The following is a 23,167-nucleotide window of genomic DNA, read 5'->3' on the forward strand; positions in this document are numbered from 1 at the left end:
AAACATAAAGTTTACTGCTGTTTTTTTTTATTAAAAAAAAACCAAGTCAATGTTTTAACAATATTTTTTTATCCTAATTTGATGCTTCACCTTTTCAACCAAAAAGCTTATCCTTTTGACTTTAAAATTCCCTATAAAAAAATCAAAACCACCCCTAAAAAACAAGGGTTACGCAATAAAAATAAGCCAAAAAACCACCTACAGCCTCCCAAAAAAAACCCAAAACAAAACACGCAAAAACAAAAGCAAAAAACAACACAAAAAGCACCAAAACACTTGTCAATTGAAGCTTTATCATTAAATTTGGAATATGAAAAACGGCGCACTCCAACTATTTTTTTCACTATTAATTACCACTTTTTCCTTAATCTGGATTAGTGACAAATTATCCGTAATTATGGAAAATGAAAGATATGGTTATTATGAAACAACCGAAAAAAATGATGCCGAAAATCAAACAGAAAACAAATTAAAAATCCAACTTATAGATTCAATTGAACTTTTAAATTTGGCACAATTCTCTTTATCAGATCCAAAAAACAACAACACCTACTATTTGTGCAAAATCAAAGAGATTTCTTTTGAAAATCCAACTCCACCACCTGAACAAGCATAAATATTTCCCAACAGCATAAGACTTTTACAGCAATAATTATTAAATAACAGGCTGCGGTTCAATCGTGGCGACACTAAATATATCCAAAAATGAAAAACTTATTAACCGTATTGGCAGTAATGCTTACAGCTCAACTTTTTGCACAATCCCACGAAATCATCAAACACGATGGCGAAAAATTAAATGTGAACTTTATAAAAATCGAAAGCAATTTAGTTTACTATACCCTACCCAACAGTATGGAAGAACAAAAAATAAGTCGATATGCCGTGGCTCAATTAAATGAAAAATCCAATAAAAAATCCCAAATCTTATCCAATAAAATAAATTTAACCCAAAAATCAGAATACAAAAAAGTCATTATACTGAAAGAGTCGGAAACTATTGGATTAAAAACATCAGGTGATTTAACCCTCTTTTTTGGCAAAACAAAAGGACAAACCAAACAGTCTTTGGCTTCAATGGGAGAAAAGCGTTTAAAAGAAAATGCCGCACAAAAAGGAAATCCATTTATCGTAATAACATCCAATAAAACAGATGATTTAAAAGCTACAGCTTACACTTATTAGGAACTTCCAAAACCATTATTTAGTTTAAATTTACCCCAAAAACGACTTCTTTTTTAGACAGTCGTTTTTTTCTTTCCAACAGAATCAAAAATCCGTAGAAAACCACAAAATTCTTGATTAGCCACTCTTTATATTCTAATAAATTTCTGTAATTTCGGGCTATGATTTTCAAGAAGTTTCATTTTCCGATTTTTGTTTTATTGGCAGTATTTTTTGCTCTGCAATCCTGCGAAAAAAAGCCTAAAAAAAAACCAGAAAAAAAGAGCAATTTAGTAGAAATTAATCGTCTTATTCTACTAGGCGAAAAGCACTTCACAAACACGAAATATGATAGTTCTTATTATTATTTCAGCAAAGCCAAATCACTCTGTGACGTAAAAAAAGACACCGCCAAAATTATCTATTCTATATTAGAATTAGCCTATATTGAACAAAATCAAGGGAATTATTCGGGCTGCGAAACTACTATCCTTGAGGCTTTTCCTTATTTAAAAAACAATCCAAAACCCAACCATCATTGGGCTTTATACAATATAATGGGGCATAATTATTTACAAACTTTAGATTATAAACTTGCCCTTCATTATTACAATTTAGCTTTGCATTTTAAAACAAACCAATTTAGAAAAGCTTGTATCAAAAACAATATTGCAGTAGTCCATATGGACACACAAGATTATCCTAATGCCATACAAATTCTCCTGCCATTAACTTCAGAAAAAGAAATCAAAAATAAACCAGAAGAATTTTGTAAAATTCTGGATAATTTAGGATATAGCTATTTCAAAGTTGGAAATCCAAAAGGAATTGGCTATATGAAGCAATCTTTACTAATTAGGAAACAAATAAAGGATGACTGGGGATTGGTAAGAACTTACATTCATCTTAATGAATACTATCAAAAAAACAACCCAAAACTAGCAAATGAATACGCACAATCAGCCTATGAAAAAGCAACAAAAGTAAATAATGCAGACGACCGATTGGAATCATTAAAGCTATTAATAAAAAACAGCCATAGAAACCAATTAAAAAAATATTCTTTAGATTATATCCGAATCAATGATAGCCTAGTAAAAGCCAGACAAAAAGCCAAAAACCAGTTTGCCAAAATCAAATACGATTCTAAACTGGACAAAGAAGAAAACCTAAGATTGAAAACCCAAAAAGCCGAAACTGCTCTTGAATTGGAAAAACAAAAAAACCAAAACCTGGTTTTAAATTTTCTGGTTATAACGGGTATTCTTTCCACTATTTTTCTTTATTATTTTTTAAAAGCCATCAACAAAAAAGAAAAAATCCAGACTTCCTACGATACCGAAACCCGGATTTCGAAAAAATTGCACGACGAATTGGCAAACGACGTCTATCACACCCTGGCTTTTGCCGAAACACAGAATTTATCCACCAGTCAAAACAAGGAATCATTGCTCAACAATTTAGACAACATCTATTCCAGGATCCGCAATATTTCAAAGGAGAACAGCATTGTTGATACTGGAATAAAATATGTTGAAGGCTTGAAAGAAATGATGTCCGGTTTCAATACCTGCACCATCACCATATTGGTAAACGGAATGCATTCTATCGATTGGAATGCATTGGAAAACAATAAAAAAATTATTGTTTATCGGGTCATCCAAGAATTATTGGTCAACATGAAAAAACACAGTCAATGCAGTTTAGCCATAATAACTTTCAAAAAAAGTGAAAATAAATTACAAATAGATTACAGTGATAACGGGGTTGGAGCGGCACTCGACAAAATAAATTCAAGAAATGGACTGCAAAATGTGGAAAACCGTATTCTATCAATAAATGGAACCATTACTTTTGATACTAAATCAGACAAGGGATTCAAAACTAGTTTTACAATTCCTGCGTAATTCTTCTTCAATATGTTTAAAAAAGTTTTAGTAGCCGAAGATTTTGACAGTATTAGCATCGCTGTCGGGCAAGCACTCAAAGAACTTTCGGTTTCCGAAATTCACCACGCCAAGTATTGTGATGATGCTTTTTTGAAAATAAAAAAAGCAATCCAAGACGATGCCCCTTATGATTTATTGGTTAGCGATTTATCATTCAAAACAGATCATCGCGAAAACAAGCTAAATTCTGGAGAGGAATTAATTACTGCCATAAAAAAATTGCAGCCAGACATCAAAACGATTGTTTTTTCCATAGAAGATAAGTCTTTCAGGGTAAAGTCACTTTTTACAAATTTAGGAATCAATGCCTACGTTTCAAAAGGAAGAAACAGTATTCCAGAACTTAAAAAAACCATCACGGAAATTCTCAATACTAACTCAAAAATATTTTCGACTGGATTGTCACACGCTTTAAGAGACAAATCACTAATCGAAATTGAAAACTATGATATTGAAATTCTAAAATTATTGTCAAAAGGCTATATTTTGGATGAAATCTCCACTGAATTCAAGAATATGAGCATCGCCCCGAATGGCAGCAGCAGTCTGGAAAAACGTATTAACAGGCTAAAAATATACCTTAAAGCCAACAACAACGTGCATCTCATTGCCATTGCCAAAGACTTGGGAATGATTTAATAGACTCCCTTCAATTTTTTTTTATTTTTTTTTACTTTTTACGGTTTCCCGTAAGGATACCTTTTTTATTGCATCTATTTTTGATGCAATTTTAAAGACCTACAATGAAAACCAGTACTAAAACAAAGTCATTAGCCTCAAAAACAAGCTTAACAAAAGACATTAATTCTGTTATTGCAACATCCAACACCATAATCATCATCACGGGAATTCTATCTTCCATCATTTTACTTTTAGTAAAAATAAGCTGGATAGACATCAATTGGAAAATCCCTTTTATTCCATTAATGGTTGCCTTGCAAATTATTTTCCTGACATCGGCCGTAAAAAACAGGTACAAAAAAATATAATCATCAATATCTGAAAATGACTTTAGTTAAAGTCGAATATAAAACGCTATTGATTAAAAAAAACATGAGCAAATAAATCATAAAAATTGCAAATCGCTGCCTCTTCTAAATCCCCAAATTTAAATGAAAAAACTTAACTTAACCCAATTCCTTTTCTTGTGCTTTATCCTCTTTTCTTGTCAATCAAAACCAGAAAAAAAAGAAATAAAACGAACCACATTTGAATACACCATCCCAAATTACAAACTTGATGACGATGAAATAGAAAGAAGAAAAAAAGACACTTTGGCTAAAGAAACAACCGTCAAGGAAGAAAAAAACGATTCATTGCTTATCAAGAATTGATAAAAAAATTCGAATCTATTTAGAATTTATTGATTGGTATCTTTATATTTAAAAGATACTCGTCAACGATTGTTCTTTTTTACATCAAAATTATTCATCCCCGGAAGTATGATGAACAGGAGCAGGTTTATTGGATTTTATACTCGAATTGAGATAAAAGAACAATCTCAAGGTATGATTCATGTCGTATTGATAACCTGTGTATTTTTGCTGATAGACATTCATGTAGCCAAAATCAAAGCTAAGTTTAGGATTTATGGATTGTTTGATTCCTATAAACAAACGGTTTTGGTCAAAAGTATTGTAGACCACTTCTTGTCCAAAATGAATTAAAATCTCGTCTGAAAGAACAAGTAATGGTGCCGTTTTTTTCTTAAAAATTGGAATATTGAAACTAACCAAATAGCGAACCCTGTCCGTGAATCGGTTTTCTCCCGTTGACTCATCGTTAACGATTTTTTCTTGCCAACGCTGTTCGTTTCTAAGCCTTTGAAGAACGCTAACTTTCCCTATTTTGGTGGTCATTTGCGCTTGTTGATAAATCCTGTTTTCATCCGAATAGGTATCCCAGCCTTCTTTTGTTGGCGCAAGCCACATATGGGCATAACCTCCCGTGATAGAAACTGCGGGATTTGGAATATAGCTAATTCCTCCTCTTAGAAAATAAAAATTATTATCATGAAAAACTTCGTTGCTCCTGATGTGGGCATCGGCAACAATCCCCCAATGTTCACTAAATTTGGTCACCGTATTTATAGACACCCAAGTCTGTGTCTGTTCATTGATTACTTTTTTTGTTTGGGCTTGTCCCAAAGCAATTATGGGCAATAAAATAACCAAAATTATAAGCTTGAATCTTGACATAGGAAATAAATTTAAAACGAAAACGAAGTTGTATTCACTTGCAAAATAACACTATAAAAAGAGCCTGAAATATGATAAAAATCACGTTTAAACTATTTTCACAAACTTAATCGATGTAGTCAACTCAGAATTTTGATTATCAATTTTAATGCTTTCCTAAAACAATAAACCGTCTAAAAAAGGAATCAGGAATGATGCCCAACATGAACAATAGAATTGGCGTTGTTTTTGTAATAAAAGAACAATCTCAGCGTGTGGTTCATGTCATATTGATAGCCGGATTTTTTTTGCTGATAAACATTCATGTAACCAAAATCAAAGCTGAGCTTGGGCGTGATGGACTGTTTGATTCCAACAAAAAACCAGTTTTGATCGAATGTGTTATAAACAATATTCTTTCCAAATTGAACAAAAATCTCGTCGGATATAACAAGGGAGGGCAATGTTTTTTTCTTGAAAATCGGAATATTGAAACTTGCCAAATAACGAACCCTGTTGGAAAACACTTTCTCTCCAGTCCAAGCATCATTCACGATAACTTGTTGCCAACGTTGTTCGTTTCGAAAGCGATTCAAGATGGACACATTGCCTATTTTAGAGTTCAGGTCCAACATTTGATACGTGAAATCTTCATTCGAAAAAGTAGTACAACCAGGATTCGATGGAGCCGTCCACATGTGTCCATACCCCAAAGCCAGCACTTTTTTGTTCTCGGTTATATAGGCCAATGCCCCTCGAACCATGTAAAAACTGTCGTTATCCACAAAATCATCTCTTCGTAGGTGAAAATCAGCCAATACACCCCAATGCTTGTCAAATGTGATGGTATTGTTTAAACTAAACATGGATTGCACCTGTTCGTTAACCACTTTTTCGTTTTGTATTTGTCCAATGCCTATTAATGGGAATAAAACGACGAACATTACAATTCTAAACTTCAACATAAAATAATTTTTAACTAAATTAACCTCTTCCTTATTTGCGGCAAATTAACGCACTAAAAAAAGTTTGGAGTATGATAAAAATCAGGTTGAAAGATAAAATTACCCGAAAAAACAAGAATAATTTTTGATTGAGTGAGAAGTATTCAGTATCAGGTTTTCTGTTTCTTTTTTCTTGCCGCAGGAAACAACACATTGTTCAAAATCAACCGATACCCTGGAGAATTGGGATGCAAATCTAAAACAGTTACTGGATCTCCCACTCTATGCTGGTAATCTTCAGGATCATGACCACTATAAAAAGTAAACATTCCCTTGCCTCTTTCGCCGTGAATGTAACGCGCTTCCCCATTGAGTTCACAAGTCCCCATTACCAACACATTAGACTTTATAAGTTCTGCATCAAAAGAAGTAGTTTGCCCCATAAATCCTTTTATCAATTGCGTATGATTTTGGCACAACATACTCGGAATTGGATCCCATTTGGCCGAAAACTCCATCAAGGTAAAATAGTCTTTCTCCATTGGAATTCTTCTTTTTTCGGTCATGTCAATATCCGAGAATTCGTAATGCTCGGGTTTTCGGTCTAAAATAAAATCCTTGAAAGCAAAGGAATTGACATAATTTATTTTGGATTGGTAATTGGCTTCGCTTGCATCGCCGTCAAACATCGATTCGCAAATATCAACACCATCGGCAGCCAAAGCAATGTCAAAACTGTCCGTTGCAGAACACATGGCAAACATAAATCCGCCGCCAATGACGAAATCCCTGATTTTTTTGGCCACGGCCAATTTCTCTTCCGATACTTTTTTATAGCCCAATTTGGTTGCCAAAATCTCGGCTTCTTTCTTTTGGTCAATGTACCAAGGTGAATTTCTGTTGGAACCAAAAAACTTTCCATATTGTCCCGTAAAATCTTCATGATGCAAATGCAGCCAATCATAAAGCAACAATTGGTCACTCAAAACTTCTTCATCATAAATGGGCGTAAAAGGAATTTCGGCATAAGTCAAGACCAAAGTCACGGCATCGTCCCAAGGCTGTTTTCCTTTCGGAGTATAAACGGCAATTTTGGGGGCTTTTTCGAGCACAACCGCTTCCATATTTTGGGAAGGACTAGCTATTTCTTCCAAAATTTGATTAGTTTCGGCATCGCTCAACACTTCAAAACTCACTCCTCGGATCTGACATTCTTTACGGATTTCTGGAGCATCTATCAACAAAAAAGAACCACCACGGTAATTGAGCAGCCAACTGGCTTTGTATTTTTTGTCGATGCACCAATAAGTAATTCCGTAGGCTTTCAGGTGATTTTGCTGCGTGGTTTCGTCCATTGGCAACAAAATAAAAGAAGCTTTGACCGAAAAGGAAATCAGGAGTAAAACTATAAAGAACACCTTTTTAGAAGCCATTTTTATTTTTTTTTAAAAGCACCATTAATCCGCTTTAATAATGTCAAATATACTGGTTTTATTGGACGAAAAACCATAAAAAACAGAACATTCTCTTTTCTAAACCATTAAGCTCATTAAGAAAATTAAGTTTTGAAGTGTCCTTAATTTTCTTAATGAGCTTAGTGGTTAAATATTTAATCTTTCAAACAAATGCCCTGTTGAAACATATTCTAAAACGGCATATCATCATCGTCATCGTTCAAATTACTACCGAAGGCTTCATTGGGTGACGGAAGATTTTTGGTTTGAAAAGGATTTTCATCATGGTTCATGCTCGAAGGTAAATCATCATAACTTCCGTTGTAATCATCAAGGTTGTCAAATTTACCTAAATGTCCGATAAATTTCAATCGAACGTTTTCTATACCACCATTACGGTGTTTGGCAATCATTATTTCGGCCTGACCAGCAGTTGGCGAAGCTTCGTCATCATCCCATTCGTCAATTTTGTAATATTCTGGACGGTATAAAAACGAAACAATATCGGCATCTTGCTCAATCGCACCCGATTCACGAAGGTCGGAAAGCAACGGTCTTTTGCTGGATCCACGGGTTTCAACCGCACGCGATAACTGCGAAAGTGCTATTACGGGAACATTCAATTCCTTGGCCAACGCCTTCAAGTTTCGAGAGATGGTCGATATTTCCTGCTCCCTGTTTCCTCCGCCTTTACCGTTTCCGCCGGCAGTCATCAATTGCAAATAATCGACAATGATGATTTTGATGCCGTGTTGCGAAACCAAACGTCTGGATTTGGCACGTAAATCAAAAATAGAAAGTGATGGCGTGTCGTCAATAAACAAAGGTGCTTTTTCCAAATTCTTTACTTTGGTACTCAACATCGTCCATTCGTGTGGTTCCAATTTACCGGTACGCAATTTCTCCGAAGACAAACCGGTTTCCGATGAAATCAACCTTGTAATCAACTGTACTGATGCCATCTCCAAAGAAAACAAGGCCACTGGGTGTCCAAAATCGATGGCGATATTTCTGGCCATCGAAAGTACGAAAGCGGTTTTTCCCATCGCAGGACGAGCGGCAATGATAATTAAATCGCTCGGTTGCCAGCCTGAAGTCAGTTTGTCGAGATTGGTAAAACCAGTTTCTACTCCACTTAATCCTTCTTGTTTACTGATTTCTTCAATTCTTTTTTTGGCTTGTAACACCAAACTTTGGGCCGTTTCGGAACTTCGTTTTATGTTTCCTTGGGTTACTTCGTACAGTTTCGATTCGGCTCTGTCCAATAAATCAAAAACATCGGTCGTTTCGTCATAAGAATCTTCGATAATTTCGGTAGAAATTCGAATCAAGCTTCGTTGAATAAACTTCTGAAGAATGATTCTGGAATGGAATTCGATGTGTGCCGAGGACGAAATTTTTTGCGTTAGTTGAATCAAGTAGAAATCACCTCCTGCAAGCTCTAATTTTCCGTTTTTTTTGAGTTGGGCCGAAACGGTTAATAAGTCAATGGGCTGTGTGTCCGTAAAGAGTTGCACTATGGCCTCAAAAATATATTTATGGGAATCTTTATAGAAAGCATCGGCTTGCAATATGTCTATCACATCATCCACACCTTTTTTATCAATCATCATTGCGCCAAGCACAGCCTCTTCCAGCTCTAAAACCTGAGGTTGCAATTTGCCTTTTTCAAGATTGATAATCGTTGTTTTATCGATTCTAATTGGGTTTATATTCTTGACATTTTCCATAGAGCGAAAGTAACTAAAATTAAAAAAACTTTACTATTGACTTATTAGAAATAATTGTTAATAAGGAATCATTTTTTGTTCATAACCAAAAAAAAATCCGAAACGGCGAGGCTTCGGATTAATTACAATATTGTAAGATTTCTAGTCTTTAAACTCTCCCATTTGAAGGTATTTCTCCATTCTTTGGGCAACTAATTCTGCTGTTGATAAGTCTTTCAATTCGTTGAATCCTTTCATGATATATTGCTCCACGGTTTTGAATGCGACTTCTCTATCGTAGTGGGCTCCACCAAGTGGTTCTGGAATAATATCATCCACTAATTTTTGTCTTTTCATGTCGGCTGATGTCAATTTCAAGGCTTCGGCAGCTTGTTCTTTGTAATCCCAGCTTTTCCACAAAATAGAAGAACAAGATTCTGGAGAAATAACGGAATACCAAGTGTTTTCCATCATGTAAACTCTATCTCCCACTCCTATTCCCAATGCGCCACCAGATGCACCTTCACCTACAATTACAACAATAATAGGCACTTTCAAGCCAACCATTTCAATAATGTTTCTGGCAATGGCTTCTCCTTGTCCGCGTTCTTCGGCTTCGATTCCAGGAAAGGCTCCCGGTGTGTCCACCAATGACAAAACTGGAATACCGAATTTTTCGGCCATTTTCATTAATCGCAACGCTTTTCTATAACCTTCCGGATTGGGCATTCCAAAATTCCTGTATTGACGTGTTTTGGTATTGAATCCTTTTTGTTGACCAATAATCATGAACGATTGTCCATCAATTTTTCCCAAACCGCCAATCATGGCTTTGTCGTCCTTGAATCCTCTATCGCCGTGAAGTTCCAGAAAAGTATCGCCACAAAGCGCTTTTATATGATCAAGGGTGTAAGGTCTATTGGGGTGTCTTGACAATTGAACACGTTGCCAAGCGGTAAGGTTTTTATAAATATTCCTTTTGGTTTCTTCGAGTTTCTTGCTGATTTGTTTGCAAGTATTTGTTACATCAACTTCTGACTCTTGCCCAATAACCAGACATTTGTCCAACTGCTCTTCAAGTTCTTTTATTGGAAGCTCAAAATCTAAATATTCCATAAGGTTTGTTCTTTTTTTGTTCTGATTTGAACTGCAAATATAAAATTTAAAATTATCAAAATGGTTTATTTGGCATCTAAATGCAAATAAATTCATAAAATCAGGCTCTTAAAATCATTATTCTTTATCCGTAAAGTAATGTTTTACAATACCGTTGAGGATAACCGTAAGGACAATTAACAAGGCTCCAATATAAAACTCGAAGCTCATTTTTTCTTTTCCGCCAAGGATAAAATAGGCCAAAACAATCCCATAAACCGGTTCTAAACTTGTGGTAAGCATAATGGTATAAGGCGATAATTTCCGCATCACTTTTACCGAAGCCGTAAAAGCATAAGCAGTACAAATTGATGACAGGATTAACAGCAAAATCCAGTCATTGGCAGTCAAGATGAAGAAATCGGCAGTAAATTTATTTTCGAACAAAAAGTAGATGGAAATAAAAACAACTCCCGCCATAAATTCATAAAACGTGATGACCGAAGATTCGTGCCTATCCGTCAATTTTCCGTTGATTAGGGTAAACAAAACGCCCACAATCACGGAAGCCAAAGCATATATCATTCCTTCGAAATAATTCATTTCGACCTGCAAAATGATGCCAAGTCCCGCAATAATGACCAATCCGAAAAACACTTCGTACCAAAGTACTTTTCTGCCGTAAAACAAGGGTTCGAGCAACGATGCGAAGAAAGCTCCCAAGGAAAAAACGGCCAATGTGATGGATACATTGGAAACATGAATGGCCTTGAAAAAAAATATCCAATGAATGGCTATCAAAAAACCCACAAAAATTAGTTTGAACAACTCCTTTGGCGGAACTGAAAATGATTTCTTTTTAAAGACAATAAACAGCACCAAAAAAACAGCTGCCAAAAGCATGCGATACCATACCAAGGCATCTGCATTTATGGATATTAAAGCTCCCAATACCGCCGTGAATCCCCAAATAAAGACAATCAGATGGAGACTTAAATAGCTTCCTAATTTACCGTTTTGCATTTCGTAATAAAAAAATTGCCAAAATTCCGAATACGATATTAGGAAACCAAACTGCCAACAAAGGAGGGAAACTGGACTTTTCGGCCAAGGTGCCAAATATCTTGTCGAAAAACACGAAAGCAAAAGCAATACCAATTCCTATGGCTAAACTCAATCCCATTCCGCCCCTACGTTTCATTGCCGAAACGGCAACGGCAATAATGGTCAAAATAAATGCCGAAACTGGAATGCTGTATTTTTTGTACAAAACCACCTTATAAACGTTGATATTGGAGGAACCTCGATTTTTTTCTTTCTCGATAAATCGGTTCAATTCGCCTAAAGTCAATGTTTCGGCAATATAGACCACGGGGGCTAAATCCTCTAAATCAAAACTAAATTTGGCGTCTTTTTTATCGGCTTTCTCGATTTTGTCCCCTAATTCCCCAACGGTTCTTTTGACGTAATCATACATGGTATAATTTTTTGTCTTTGGATTCCATTGTATCCTGCTGGCCGAAATTTTATACTCCAATTTATCTTTTATAAACCTTTCGTAACTAAAACTGTAAGCCGTTTTTGTATCGGTATTGAAGCTATTGACATAGATAAATTCGTTATCGCTAATTTGACGGTACACATCGGTGTTGTCGCCCCGCATGGCTTGTTTTCCGTCACCTCTAAGATAAGTGTACCTAAAATTATTGAATCCTTCACTCGCTTTTGGAACGATAAAAAATCCCATCAACAACACGATTACCGAAATGATGCAGGCTCCAATTATAAAAGGCCGCAAAAATCTCGTAAAAGAAATTCCGGAGCTTAAGATGGCAATGATTTCGGTATTGTTGGCCAATTTAGATGTAAACCAAATCACCGACAAGAACAAAAATATGGGAAATAACAGATTCATGAAATAGATGGTAAAATGATAATAGTAAATCAAAATCTCCGTAAGCGGGATTTTGTTTTCTATCATTTTATTTACCTTCTCCGAAACATCAATGATAATCCCAATAGGTGCAAACAACGCCAACATCACACCGAAAGTGGCCAGGTATTTTTTTAGGATGTATTTGTCTATTATTGTTAACATAGTAAAGTTTAATCGGTTAAACGATTAATCGGTTAAACGAATAACCGATTAAACAACTTTATAATCTCTGGCTCATGTTTCGAACCATCATTTCTTTCCAAGTCCTGAAATCTCCTGCCAAGATATGTTTTCTGGCTTCACGAACCAACCACATATAGAATCCAAGATTGTGTATCGTGGCAATTTGTTTTCCAAGGTATTCATTGGCGGCAAACAAGTGACGCAAATAGGCTTTGGTATATTCCGTATCCACAAATGTGTGACCCATTTCATCCACAGGCGAAAAATCGTCTTCCCATTTTTTGTTTTTGATGTTGATGGTTCCATTGGCGGTAAACAACATTCCGTTTCTGGCGTTTCTTGTGGGCATAACGCAGTCGAACATGTCAATTCCCAAGGCTATATTTTCCAAAATATTAATCGGAGTTCCCACGCCCATCAAATAACGAGGCTTGTCTTCTGGCAGGATTTCGCAAACCACCTCGGTCATCGCATACATTTCTTCGGCTGGTTCTCCTACCGAAAGTCCTCCGATGGCGTTTCCTTGTTGGCCGGAATTCGCAATATATTCTGCTGATTGTTGACGCAAATCCTTGTATGTACTTCCTTGAACAATTGGGAAGAAAGTTTGGTCATAACCATATTTTGTAGGCACTTTATCCAAATGATTGATGCATCTGTCCAACCAACGGTGCGTCATTTTCATCGATTTTTGTGCATAACGATAATCGCAAGGATAGGGTGTACATTCGTCGAAAGCCATAATGATGTCGGCGCCAATGGTGCGTTGAATTTCCATCACGTTTTCGGGAGTGAAAAAATGATAAGAACCGTCAATATGCGATTTGAATTTTACGCCTTCTTCCTTGATTTTTCTATTGGCCGAAAGCGAATATACTTGGTAGCCACCTGAATCGGTCAAAATATTCCTGTCCCAATTCATAAATTTGTGCAAACCACCCGCTTTTTCCAGGATTTGAGTTTGCGGACGCAAGTATAAATGGTAGGTATTCCCAAGGATAATATCGGGGTTTATTTCTTCTTTCAATTCGCGTTGGTGCACTCCTTTTACAGAGGCAACGGTACCAACAGGCATAAAAATTGGGGTTTCAATCAGGCCGTGATCAGTAGTTATACTTCCTGCTCTGGCTTTGGTATGTGGATCTTTTTGTAATAAATCAAACTTCATAAGGACATTTTTCAGTGCGCAAAGATAATTGATTTAAGATTTAACAATTAGGAATTACGATTTTATTTAACATTGTATTTCCATGAAGCCCTGTCAGGGTTCAAAACCCCGACAGGGCTGGGTTCAAAACCCGGGCTATCTCGCTCTTACGGAACTAAACCGGATTTTCGGCCGTTACAGCTGCTTCGCCCGAGACGGTATTGTAAATCACATAATCATTGTACTTCGCCACATCCTTGCTGGCCCAAATATCTTGCCCCGTTTGGGTATAAATCACCAGTAGCGAATAAATAGCATTGCCATCCTCTACACGGTCTTCTTGCTGAATATCTCTTTCGCCTATTTTCAGTTTTTGCTCAATAAGCAAAGCCTCAAATTGTTCGTTGAGTAAGCTAATATTATCTAAAAAAGCAGCGGTTAAACCTGTCGAAGCTAAATCGCCCAAACCATCAGTGCCCACTCTCACCACCCTTTTGGCCGTTATGATCAAATCGGCATCGCTTTGTTTGCTCAAGACACCTACACCATAATTTTTGTAACGAGCCGAATCGGCACCATATTTCTGAGCCACCCTGGTCATTACGGCTCTAATGGCGGTGCGCAGTTCTTCGGCTTTGGCTTCTTTTTTCTCGCTGATTTGCGCCTGGTTGCTCGACGATTCAATATCGGTAACCAAATTAGAAAAGGCCGCAATCTGGGTTTCTAAAGCCGCAAATTGAGTTTCGTTCAATCCAAAAAGAGCAAAGGCCTCTAGGTCTCTGCGCATAAAGGCAATTTTTTCATTTCCGACGGCTATCAGTTGCGCATCCGAAAATTTATACAATCTCGTAACTTCTGCTTTTTTCATACTAAAAAAGTTTTTAAGGTTTATCCTAACAAAATTAGTAAAATATTGAATTCTAAACGAATAGGATTTGTTTTTTTTACTTTCTTTTTCGAAAAAATTTAGCTTTTCTTTTAATAACAATAATCGATACCCCTTTTTTAGGTTTATTCCTTTCCGATTTCGTTTTGGCATTCCCTGAAATTGTCGTCAAAAAATATAAAATAGCCTGCGGAAGCCTAAAATCAACTGACGGAAGCTCTAAATTTTGATACGGAAGATTAAAATTAGCTGACGGAAGACCAAAATCTTGATACGGAAGATTAAAAGCAGCTGACGGAAGCTCTAAATCTTGACACGGAAGCCTTAAAGTAGCAGACGGAAGCTCTCGGGAAGTCATTATTTGAGCTTCTGAGCACCTCTAGCGTTCTTTTTTGACCATTTTGCCTCTTTCGGACAGCAAATGATTCTTTTATAAAAACCAGTATTCTTTTTTTAATACCGATTTGAAAATGAATTTTACCAAAGCAGTTGTTTCTTATCATGGAATGCACCACGCGCAAGGACTATTTTGCATATCTAGGCGGGATGAAACTAATGTAAGAAAGTTTACCTGTTACTTGAGATTATTTTATATATTTGAAATTAAATAAAGTATGACGTTTGTCATACATATCAACCCAAAAATGGGTGGCTTTGTATGATTTTGTCACACATATAAACGAGTTAGCTGTAACCATAAAAAAAACGTACTAAAAAAAACATTATGAAAAAAATCACAATTTTATTTTTATTTATTTTAAACTTTAGTTATTCACAAACTAAAGAAGAAACAATTAATTGGCTGAATCTTAAATTAAAAGAAAATTCAGATTCTTATATGGGTGAATATAGTATCAAAATTCAAAAAGATAAAGATTGGGGAGAAACATTAGTTATATCTGTACGCATAAAAAACGATTATATGAGTGAGCATTATGAACAGTACTCATTTTTACCAAAAAATATAGCATCAGTTATAACAACAAAAAAGTTTAGAAATGATGGTAAACTTGGATTAATAATTTCTGCTAAAGGAGAAAATATTTACCTCAATAGCAAAAAATTTGTGAGCGAAATTGAGATTTTATGTACACCTGCACCTGATGAAACAATAATACGAATTCAAAAAGGTTTTATTCATTTACTAAACTTAATGGGAAACCCAATAAAAATAACCAAAGAATTATTTAATGATTAATTTATGACAAAATTTGAAGCTGAAGAGATAGCCGATTTAATAAATAACCGAAATCAATTAACAAAAAAATATTCTTACGAAGAGATTTTATCTAATTCTGAAAATTTTGTCTACTTAAAAGAAGAAAATAAAATTGTAGCCTGTGCTGAAAGTAAAAAAGTTCAATGGTATCAATTTGAAATCTTACACGTTTCAATCGCACAAGACTTTGAAGGAAAGGGTTTTGGAAATTTAATATTAAATCTTGCTGAAAAAAATGCGATAGAAAAAAATGCAAAAATTTTACAATGTACGATAAGGACAAATAATGATAATAGTATTAGACTTTTTACAAGAAAAGGATATAAACAAGTGAATTCATTTTTCAATAATAAAAGTGGAAATTGGATTTTTATCTATCAAAAAACTATTGCAAATAAATAAAAATGGCTACAGCTAACAGCTAGAGTTCGTTGCGTGCGCAGCACGAACAATGAAACTTCTGTTGAACGGAACCGGCAATTATCTTATACTATGGAGTTATCGAAAATTTGGAAAAGGAATATGTAAGAAGTGTTTTTTATTCCTAATATGGAGTTATCGACAATCTATTGATTTTTAATATAATAAATCAAATTCAAATGCCGTAACTACAATGCAAAAGTACAAACTAAATTGGGTTATGGCAATTATTTAAATTTGTTTTCAAAGGCTTCTTAGATAATTATATTTTAACACAGCTACCGTAGGTTTAGTTCAACACACGCTACAAGCAATTTGGGGATTAGGCTTAATGGAAAAATGGTTTTGTATTTGATGTATTTGTTTTTAACCGAAAGATTACGCATCTTTAATCCCAGCCTGCTTGTAGCGCGGGAACGTTACCTGCAAGTTTAAAAGACCGAAAATGAAAATTAACACAAATATTACTAGCCTTTCAGAATTTATAAGTTTTATAAATAATACCGAACACCGACATATCTCGCAATGGTTATATCGTGGTCATTCTAATTCTAATTATGAATTAATTCCTAGTTTATTCAGAATTGACACAAAAGAATCTTGGGCTCATTGGGATAGTATAGAAGAATATATAATGACGCAATTTAAAAGAGAATCCATACCTTTTTTAAAAACAATTCCGAATAGTGAAATTGAATGGTTAACTATTGCACAACATTATGGACTACCCACAAGATTATTAGATTGGTCGACAAATCCTCTTATAGCTTTGTACTTTGCTGTAGAAAACTTTGAAAATAATGAAGATGCAAATGTTTGGTTATATGGATTATCGTCTACGAATAATTGTTGGGAAGAAAGTACGTGGCTAGCTAAAAAAATAAATCTAGGTGGAAATATTTGCGAAAATATTATTTTTCCACAACATATAGATTCTCGCATAACTAATCAGTCAGGATGTTTTACCATTCACCAAATTCCGAATAATAATGAAAAGTTTTTGCCTGCAAATGATTCTCCCAGAGTATTTGATACATTTATAAAACTTAATATCGATAGAAGTTTAAAAAAACAAATTCTTAATGAATTATATTATGTTGGAATACATAGAGGTTTCATTTATCCAGGATTAGAAGGAATTACTTCAAGAATAAAGTTTGAAATTGGAACTACTCATAGACGAACAACATATAGAGATTTAATAAAGAATCATACAGAATAAAAAAACCTGCAGGTAACAGCTAGAATTTCGTTGCATGCGCAGCACCAACAATGAAACCCGTGTTGAACAGCTTGTCCCGATGCATCGGGAGAACCGGCAATTATCTTATACTATGGAGTTATCGAAAATTTTGGAAAAGGAATATTAGATTTTGCACTAATATATTCCGCTTTGTATGGCGAATTTAAAATTATCTTGTCAAAATTAGAAACTATCTTTTTAGTTTCCATTAATTCTTTGATCATAATATGGTATTTACATTATCACAAATATTCATTTTCATTTTCATTTTCATTTTCATTTTCATTTTAAATAAAAAGCATTTGATATTTTATCGAAATCTTGTCGCAATAAGACTATATGCCGCAGATGAAAAACTTTAGTCCTGCTTCGGTGGGACTTTTTTTGTCTTGTTCCAAAACAACGTTCCCTTTTACCAAGACACCAAACGCCAGTAATCAACTTATTATCAATACTTTTAATAAAATAAACACTGCTTTTGATTGCGTGTTATTGCATATATAAGTACCTTTGAGAGAGTGACAATCTAGCATTTTACCCTTAAAAAGTTAGTCATGAAAAAGACGTTACTCCTCTTGTTTTTTCATTTCGCATTTATCCTTGCTGCGGTTGGACAAGACGCAAAAGATATTGTCAAAAAAGCCGACGAAAAGGCAAAAGGCAAAACCTCCATCTCCAATATTACCATCCAAATCATCAGGCCAACTTGGTCTCGGGAAATGAGCGTGAAAGGCTGGTCAAAAGGCAATGATTATAGCCTGGCATTGGTTTTGGCTCCAGCCAAAGAAAAAGGAGTCGTCTTCTTGAAACGGAAAAAAGAAGTCTGGAACTGGATTCCTTCCATTGAACGGAACATCAAAATGCCGCCATCGATGATGAGCCAAAGCTGGATGGGAACGGATTTTACCAATGATGATTTGGTCAAGGAAGCCTCCATTCTCGAAGATTACGACCATTCGTTTATTGGAGATGTCAGCATTGACGGTAGAGATTGCTATAAAATTCAGCTAATCCCAAAACCCAAATCGGCTGTCGTCTGGGGAAAAATCATTATGGCCATCGACAAAAAAGATTTTATGATGCTGCACGTCGAGTATTTTGACGAAGACAAAGCTTTGGTCAACACCATGTATTGCAGCGATATAAAAATGATTGGCGGTCGTTTATTACCCGGAAAAATGGAAATGGTTCCTGCCAACAAAAAAGGGAACAAGACGGTTTTGATCTACAATTCGATTGTTTTTGACACGCCACTGGAGGATTCTTTTTTTAGCACACAAAATATTACCAAAGTAAAATGATACTGAAATTAATCTGGAGAAACCTCTGGCGCAACAGCCGCCGAACGCTAATCACGATGGCTTCGATTGCTTTTGCCGTTTTGTTTGCCATTTTGATGAAGTCGTTCCAGAATGGGGTTTTCAACAATTTAATCAAAAATGTCGTCGGTTATTATTCGGGTTATGTCCAAATTCACCAAAAAGGATATTGGAACGAACAAGTACTCGACAATTGCTTTGCATTGGATAATTCCCTAATCGAAAAGCTCCAACAAAATCCACAAATAAATGAAGTTGTTCCCCGGTTGGAGACTTTTGTTTTGGTTTCAAAAGAAAACACCACCAAAGGCTGTATGTTGGTGGGCACGGACGCTGTAAAAGAAAATAACTTAACCCAGTTAAAAAATAAACTGATTGACGGAAGCTATTTCAACAACAATGAAGAATCCGTAATTCTTGCCGAGGGTTTGGCAAAACGGATTAATGCAATAGTTAACGACACCATCGTACTATTTGGTCAAGGCTATCACGGCGCAATGGCTGCGGGAAAATTCAAGATAAAAGGCATCGTGCACTTAGCCTCACCTGCAATGAATGATGCTTTTGTGTATTTGCCGTTATCTGCAACGCAATATTATTTAAGCGCAGAAAACAGGCTCACTTCCCTATCCTTGGGAATTGCTAATGCCGAAAACGGAAATACAATTGTCGAGAACCTAAAAAAAACGATAGGCAAAAAGTACGAAGTCATGTCTTGGCAGGAAATGATGCCCGAAATTGCCAACCACATCAAAGCGGATGGTTTTTCGTTTTACGTATTTTCTGGAATATTGTACCTCATCATCGGTTTCGGACTTTTTGGGACTATTTTGATGATGACTATTGAACGAACGTATGAATTCGGAATGCTCATCGCCATTGGAATGAAAAAAGGGAAATTGAAAATGATTTTATTGGGCGAGGCATTTCTGATTACATTGCTTGGCGTGCTTTTGGGAATCTTGTTAAGCCTGCCTTCTGTGCTTTATTTACAGGAAAAACCCATTCGTTTTAGCGGCGATATTGCCAAAGCCTACGAGCAATTCGGCTTTGAAGCCATATTCCCTGCGGAGCTGGATTTAAATATATTTTTCACCCAATCACTGATTGTGTTATTTATGTCGATCTTGATTGGTTTGTATCCGCTTTGGTTTGTTAACGGTTTGAATCCAGTTAAAGCAATGAAAAAATGAATGTGTTAGTCAAAATAGCGAGCAGAAATATCTGGAGAAGCACCAAAAGAAGCCTCATCATCATCACAGCGGTAAGCATTGGATTATGGACAGGAATTTTTATTATGGCATTTTATAACGGAATGATTGAGCAACGCATCAACTCAGCCATCGCCAGTGAATTATCACATATTCAACTGCATCATTCCGAGTTTAGAAAGGATCACGAAATAAAATATTATTTGCCCAAAGGAAGAAAAATGCTCGAGATAATTTCCAAAAAACAGGGAATAAAGGCGGTGGCTGGCCGGGTTATTATCAAAGGAATGATTGCATCTGCAGCGGGAAGTAGCGGAATCACCATAAATGGAGTGATGCCAGAGCAAGAAAATGTATTGACCAATCTTAAAGGAAAAATAATAAAAGGCCTTTATTTCAATTCAAAAAAAGAGAACGAAATACTAATCAGCGAAAAAATTCGCAAGAAATTGAAACTTGACTTAAACAAGAAAACCATCCTGACTTTTCAAGATAAAGAAGGTAATCTCGCATCGGCGGCTTTCCGGATTAGTGCCATATACAAAACCATCAACAGTCCTTATGACGATGCCAATGTGTTTGTAAAAATCACCGATATTGATTCGCTTGCCGGAATCCCGAAAGCCATCAATGAAATTGCAATCTTGCTCGAATCGAGTAAATCAGTGCCAGAAACTCAAAGAAATCTAAAACAACAATTCCCAAAAATAGAAATCAAGAACTGGATGGAAATTTCACCTGAATTAGGATTGACGGTTTCTGTTGGTGACCAAATGGTTTATATTTTTATGGGAATTATTTTGCTTGCTTTGGCTTTTGGCATCGTCAACACGATGATGATGTCGGTTCTGGAAAGAACCCGCGAAATAGGAATGCTGTTGGCTTTGGGAATGAATAAATTCAAAATATTCCAGATGATTCTCCTCGAAACTTTTTTCCTGATTCTTGCCGGCTGTCCTATTGGAATTTTGCTTGCGTTTGCAACCATTGGAATAACAAATCGAACCGGAATCGACTTTAGCCAATTCTCGGAAGTGTATTCCAGTTTTGGATACAGTTCCATCATATATCCCACTTTGAGTTGGAACCAATTTGGAAATATTGTCTTGTTGATTATCCTGACCGCCCTTGTTTCCGCTTTGTTTCCAGCAAGACGAGCCTTGAAATTGAAACCTGCCGAATCATTAAAAAAATAAATGCGATGCAAGAAACAGTAATTGACGCACACAATTTGTCGAAAATTTACGACGAGAAAACCATTCCGGTTTATGCCTTAAACAAGGTTCACCTCCACATTTCTCGAGGAGAATTTACGGCCATCAAAGGGCCATCGGGTTCCGGAAAGACGACTTTGTTGAATATGATTGGTGGATTGGACGTTCCTTCTGAAGGTTTTGTCGAGATTAACGGAACCAACATCACCGAATTGAAAGGCAATGAATTAATTGATTTCCGATTGAAAAATATTGGATTTGTTTTCCAGTCCTATAATCTGATTCCCGTTCTGACGGCCAAGGAGAATATTGAATTTATTATGCTTTTGCAAAAATGGTCATCCAAAGAAAGAGAAAAAAGGGTGCTGGAATTGTTGAAACAAATAGGCATGGAAGACAAAATCAACAAAAGACCACGTGAATTGTCGGGTGGACAACAACAGCGTGTTGCCGTGGCAAGAGCATTGGCGCCAATGCCACAGTTTATTTTGGCCGACGAACCAACGGCAAATCTTGATTCGGTATCGGCAGAAAATTTGTTGGATATGATGCTAAAACTCAATCAGGAAGAAAATATGACTTTCGTTTTTTCGACCCACGACCAAAGAGTCATCAACCGCGCCCGAAGAGTCATCACGCTCGAAGACGGAAAAATAGTTGCCGACACGGCACCAACCACAATCGAACACCATCAGATTTGACAAAAACGAGTTGCTTTGAAATTTCAAATATACATATCCGCTCTATTTCTAATCTTTGCCAACATTGCTGTCGATGCCCAAACAGATGATGCAAAACCATCATGGATAGAACTTCACGGCTATATAAAATATATCCAAAACACGACTTTCGTCCAAAAAATTGATTCCAATGCTACTACAAACCTTATTCATAATCGGCTGAATTTCAAGTTTAATATTGCTCCAAAATTTTCCGCTAGATTGGAAATCCGCAACCGAATTTTTTATGGCGAACAAATCGAACAAACACCCAATTTTGGAGACCTCATCAACCAAGACAACGGTTATTTTCATCTTTATCATTTATGGGTCAACGAGGAATCTTTTGTGGCGCAATCCACAATCGACCGGATGTTACTTCAATATTCTGATGACAAATGGGAAGTTATCATTGGAAGACAGCGCATCAATTGGGGAATTAACAACGTCTGGAATCCGAATGACCTTTTCAATGCTTTTAATCTGTTGGAATTCGATTATGAAGAACGCCCAGGAAGCGATGCAATTAGAATCCAGCACAATTTGAAGAATAATGCTTCATTCGAATTGGCTTACAAAGCCAGCAAAAACAGTGAGGAACAAATTGCTGCATTATTGTACAAATGGAATAGAAAAAAGTATGACTTCCAACTTTTAAGCGGAATTTACCAAACCGATTTTGTGGTTGGCGGAGGTTGGGCAGGAAGTATCAAAGAGGCAGGATTTAAAGGTGAGATGAGTTATTTTATTCCAAAACAGAATTCATTGGATTCCTACGAAAATTTTTGTTTTTCATTAATGATTGACCAAACTTTCAAAAACGATTGGTATCTGGCACTCACAATGCTTTACAACAGCAATCCCACAAATGCTTTTATGATTAGCGAAGGCATTTATAACTTTAATGTTTCTGCCAAAATGCTTTTTCCGTTCGAGTATAATTTCCATTTCACGGCGCTGAAAACCATCTCTCCTATCAGTTCTTTCAACTTTTCCTTTATTTATTCACCGGAAAAAAATACGCTAATTCTGATTCCTTCCTTTACGTGGAATGTGGCAACCAATTTTGATTTGGATTTTCTGGCGCAATCCTTTTTTGCCGACCAATCCAACTACAAGAATCTGGGAACCAATCTCTTTATAAGAAGTAGATGGAGTTTTTAGAAAAAAATATTATG

Annotated in this window: 25 protein-coding genes; 15 read left to right on the forward strand and 10 right to left on the reverse strand. The window is 35.9% G+C overall.

The features are described 5' to 3' along the window. The first annotated feature begins 81 nt into the window (after positions 1-81). The 7 genes from OZP13_RS10670 (at position 82) to OZP13_RS10700 (ending at position 4,447) form a co-directional block, all read left to right on the forward strand. On the forward strand, positions 82-378 hold the full coding sequence (locus OZP13_RS10670; RefSeq protein WP_281297126.1) for a hypothetical protein: 297 nt from the start codon (positions 82-84) through the stop codon (positions 376-378). A gap of 19 nt (positions 379-397) precedes the next feature. Beyond that, the gene (locus tag OZP13_RS10675) at positions 398-616 is read left to right on the forward strand and encodes a hypothetical protein (RefSeq protein WP_281297127.1); all 219 of its coding nucleotides are present in this window, start codon (positions 398-400) and stop codon (positions 614-616) included. Positions 617-705: 89 nt separating this feature from the next. Next, complete coding sequence (locus OZP13_RS10680; protein ID WP_269240139.1) at positions 706-1,185, forward strand: hypothetical protein; 480 nt, start codon at positions 706-708, stop codon at positions 1,183-1,185. Positions 1,186-1,346: 161 nt separating this feature from the next. Beyond that, a complete protein-coding gene (locus OZP13_RS10685; RefSeq protein WP_281297128.1) occupies positions 1,347-3,071 on the forward strand; it encodes a tetratricopeptide repeat-containing sensor histidine kinase in 1,725 nt (574 codons plus the stop codon). Between the two features lie 12 nt (positions 3,072-3,083). Next, positions 3,084-3,752 carry a helix-turn-helix domain-containing protein gene (locus tag OZP13_RS10690; RefSeq protein ID WP_269240141.1) on the forward strand — a complete coding sequence of 223 codons (669 nt, stop codon included), beginning with the start codon at positions 3,084-3,086 and terminating at the stop codon, positions 3,750-3,752. Between the two features lie 104 nt (positions 3,753-3,856). Then, a complete protein-coding gene (locus OZP13_RS10695) occupies positions 3,857-4,102 on the forward strand; it encodes a hypothetical protein (RefSeq protein ID WP_269240142.1) in 246 nt (81 codons plus the stop codon). A gap of 123 nt (positions 4,103-4,225) precedes the next feature. After that, positions 4,226-4,447: a hypothetical protein gene (locus OZP13_RS10700; RefSeq protein ID WP_281297129.1), complete on the forward strand. Its 222-nt coding sequence runs from the start codon at positions 4,226-4,228 to the stop codon at positions 4,445-4,447. A 90-nt stretch (positions 4,448-4,537) separates the two neighbouring features. On the opposite strand, the gene OZP13_RS10705 is transcribed toward OZP13_RS10700, so the two are convergent. The 10 genes from OZP13_RS10705 to OZP13_RS10750 form a co-directional block, all read right to left on the reverse strand. Then, complete coding sequence (locus OZP13_RS10705) at positions 4,538-5,311, reverse strand: DUF2490 domain-containing protein (RefSeq protein WP_281297130.1); 774 nt, start codon at positions 5,309-5,311, stop codon at positions 4,538-4,540. Between the two features lie 185 nt (positions 5,312-5,496). After that, the gene (locus OZP13_RS10710; protein WP_281297131.1) at positions 5,497-6,255 is read right to left on the reverse strand and encodes a DUF2490 domain-containing protein; all 759 of its coding nucleotides are present in this window, start codon (positions 6,253-6,255) and stop codon (positions 5,497-5,499) included. A gap of 149 nt (positions 6,256-6,404) precedes the next feature. Then, on the reverse strand, positions 6,405-7,667 hold the full coding sequence (locus OZP13_RS10715; protein ID WP_281297132.1) for an asparagine synthetase B: 1,263 nt from the start codon (positions 7,665-7,667) through the stop codon (positions 6,405-6,407). Positions 7,668-7,879: 212 nt separating this feature from the next. Continuing rightward, the gene (gene dnaB, locus OZP13_RS10720) at positions 7,880-9,418 is read right to left on the reverse strand and encodes a replicative DNA helicase (RefSeq protein ID WP_281297133.1); all 1,539 of its coding nucleotides are present in this window, start codon (positions 9,416-9,418) and stop codon (positions 7,880-7,882) included. Between the two features lie 141 nt (positions 9,419-9,559). Further along, a complete protein-coding gene (locus OZP13_RS10725; protein WP_281297134.1) occupies positions 9,560-10,513 on the reverse strand; it encodes an acetyl-CoA carboxylase carboxyltransferase subunit alpha in 954 nt (317 codons plus the stop codon). Between the two features lie 117 nt (positions 10,514-10,630). Beyond that, positions 10,631-11,515 (reverse strand): DMT family transporter, encoded by an 885-nt coding sequence (locus OZP13_RS10730; RefSeq protein WP_281297135.1) that lies wholly within the window; start codon positions 11,513-11,515, stop codon positions 10,631-10,633. Then, a complete protein-coding gene (locus OZP13_RS10735) occupies positions 11,502-12,590 on the reverse strand; it encodes an LptF/LptG family permease (RefSeq protein ID WP_281297136.1) in 1,089 nt (362 codons plus the stop codon). Before OZP13_RS10735 ends, OZP13_RS10730 begins: the two co-directional genes overlap by 14 nt. A gap of 58 nt (positions 12,591-12,648) precedes the next feature. Further along, positions 12,649-13,779, reverse strand: a complete 1,131-nt coding sequence (gene tgt, locus OZP13_RS10740) for a tRNA guanosine(34) transglycosylase Tgt (protein WP_269240149.1) — start codon at positions 13,777-13,779, stop codon at positions 12,649-12,651. 154 nt (positions 13,780-13,933) lie between these two features. Further along, entirely contained in the window at positions 13,934-14,626 is a 693-nt protein-coding gene (locus tag OZP13_RS10745) for a hypothetical protein (RefSeq protein WP_269240150.1), read from the reverse strand. Positions 14,627-14,702: 76 nt separating this feature from the next. Next, positions 14,703-15,002: a hypothetical protein gene (locus tag OZP13_RS10750; protein WP_269240151.1), complete on the reverse strand. Its 300-nt coding sequence runs from the start codon at positions 15,000-15,002 to the stop codon at positions 14,703-14,705. Positions 15,003-15,368: 366 nt separating this feature from the next. Between OZP13_RS10750 and OZP13_RS10755 the strand changes: the two genes are divergently transcribed. From OZP13_RS10755 to OZP13_RS10790, 8 genes are all read left to right on the forward strand, one after another. After that, the gene (locus tag OZP13_RS10755) at positions 15,369-15,842 is read left to right on the forward strand and encodes a hypothetical protein (RefSeq protein WP_269240152.1); all 474 of its coding nucleotides are present in this window, start codon (positions 15,369-15,371) and stop codon (positions 15,840-15,842) included. A gap of 3 nt (positions 15,843-15,845) precedes the next feature. Then, positions 15,846-16,265 carry a GNAT family N-acetyltransferase gene (locus tag OZP13_RS10760; protein WP_269240153.1) on the forward strand — a complete coding sequence of 140 codons (420 nt, stop codon included), beginning with the start codon at positions 15,846-15,848 and terminating at the stop codon, positions 16,263-16,265. Between the two features lie 463 nt (positions 16,266-16,728). Continuing rightward, complete coding sequence (locus OZP13_RS10765) at positions 16,729-17,505, forward strand: FRG domain-containing protein (protein ID WP_281297137.1); 777 nt, start codon at positions 16,729-16,731, stop codon at positions 17,503-17,505. A 575-nt stretch (positions 17,506-18,080) separates the two neighbouring features. Further along, positions 18,081-18,827, forward strand: a complete 747-nt coding sequence (locus tag OZP13_RS10770) for an outer membrane lipoprotein-sorting protein (RefSeq protein WP_281297138.1) — start codon at positions 18,081-18,083, stop codon at positions 18,825-18,827. Next, the gene (locus OZP13_RS10775) at positions 18,824-20,038 is read left to right on the forward strand and encodes an ABC transporter permease (RefSeq protein ID WP_269240156.1); all 1,215 of its coding nucleotides are present in this window, start codon (positions 18,824-18,826) and stop codon (positions 20,036-20,038) included. Before OZP13_RS10770 ends, OZP13_RS10775 begins: the two co-directional genes overlap by 4 nt. After that, entirely contained in the window at positions 20,035-21,252 is a 1,218-nt protein-coding gene (locus OZP13_RS10780) for an ABC transporter permease (RefSeq protein ID WP_269240157.1), read from the forward strand. The genes OZP13_RS10775 and OZP13_RS10780 overlap by 4 nt, the downstream gene beginning before the upstream one ends. A 5-nt stretch (positions 21,253-21,257) precedes the next feature. Continuing rightward, positions 21,258-21,971, forward strand: a complete 714-nt coding sequence (locus tag OZP13_RS10785; RefSeq protein WP_281297139.1) for an ABC transporter ATP-binding protein — start codon at positions 21,258-21,260, stop codon at positions 21,969-21,971. Positions 21,972-21,986: 15 nt separating this feature from the next. Next, entirely contained in the window at positions 21,987-23,153 is a 1,167-nt protein-coding gene (locus OZP13_RS10790) for a hypothetical protein (RefSeq protein WP_269240160.1), read from the forward strand. Positions 23,154-23,167 lie beyond the last annotated feature (14 nt).

This window comes from Flavobacterium limnophilum (assembly GCF_027111315.2).
GTDB classification, from domain to species: domain Bacteria; phylum Bacteroidota; class Bacteroidia; order Flavobacteriales; family Flavobacteriaceae; genus Flavobacterium; species Flavobacterium limnophilum.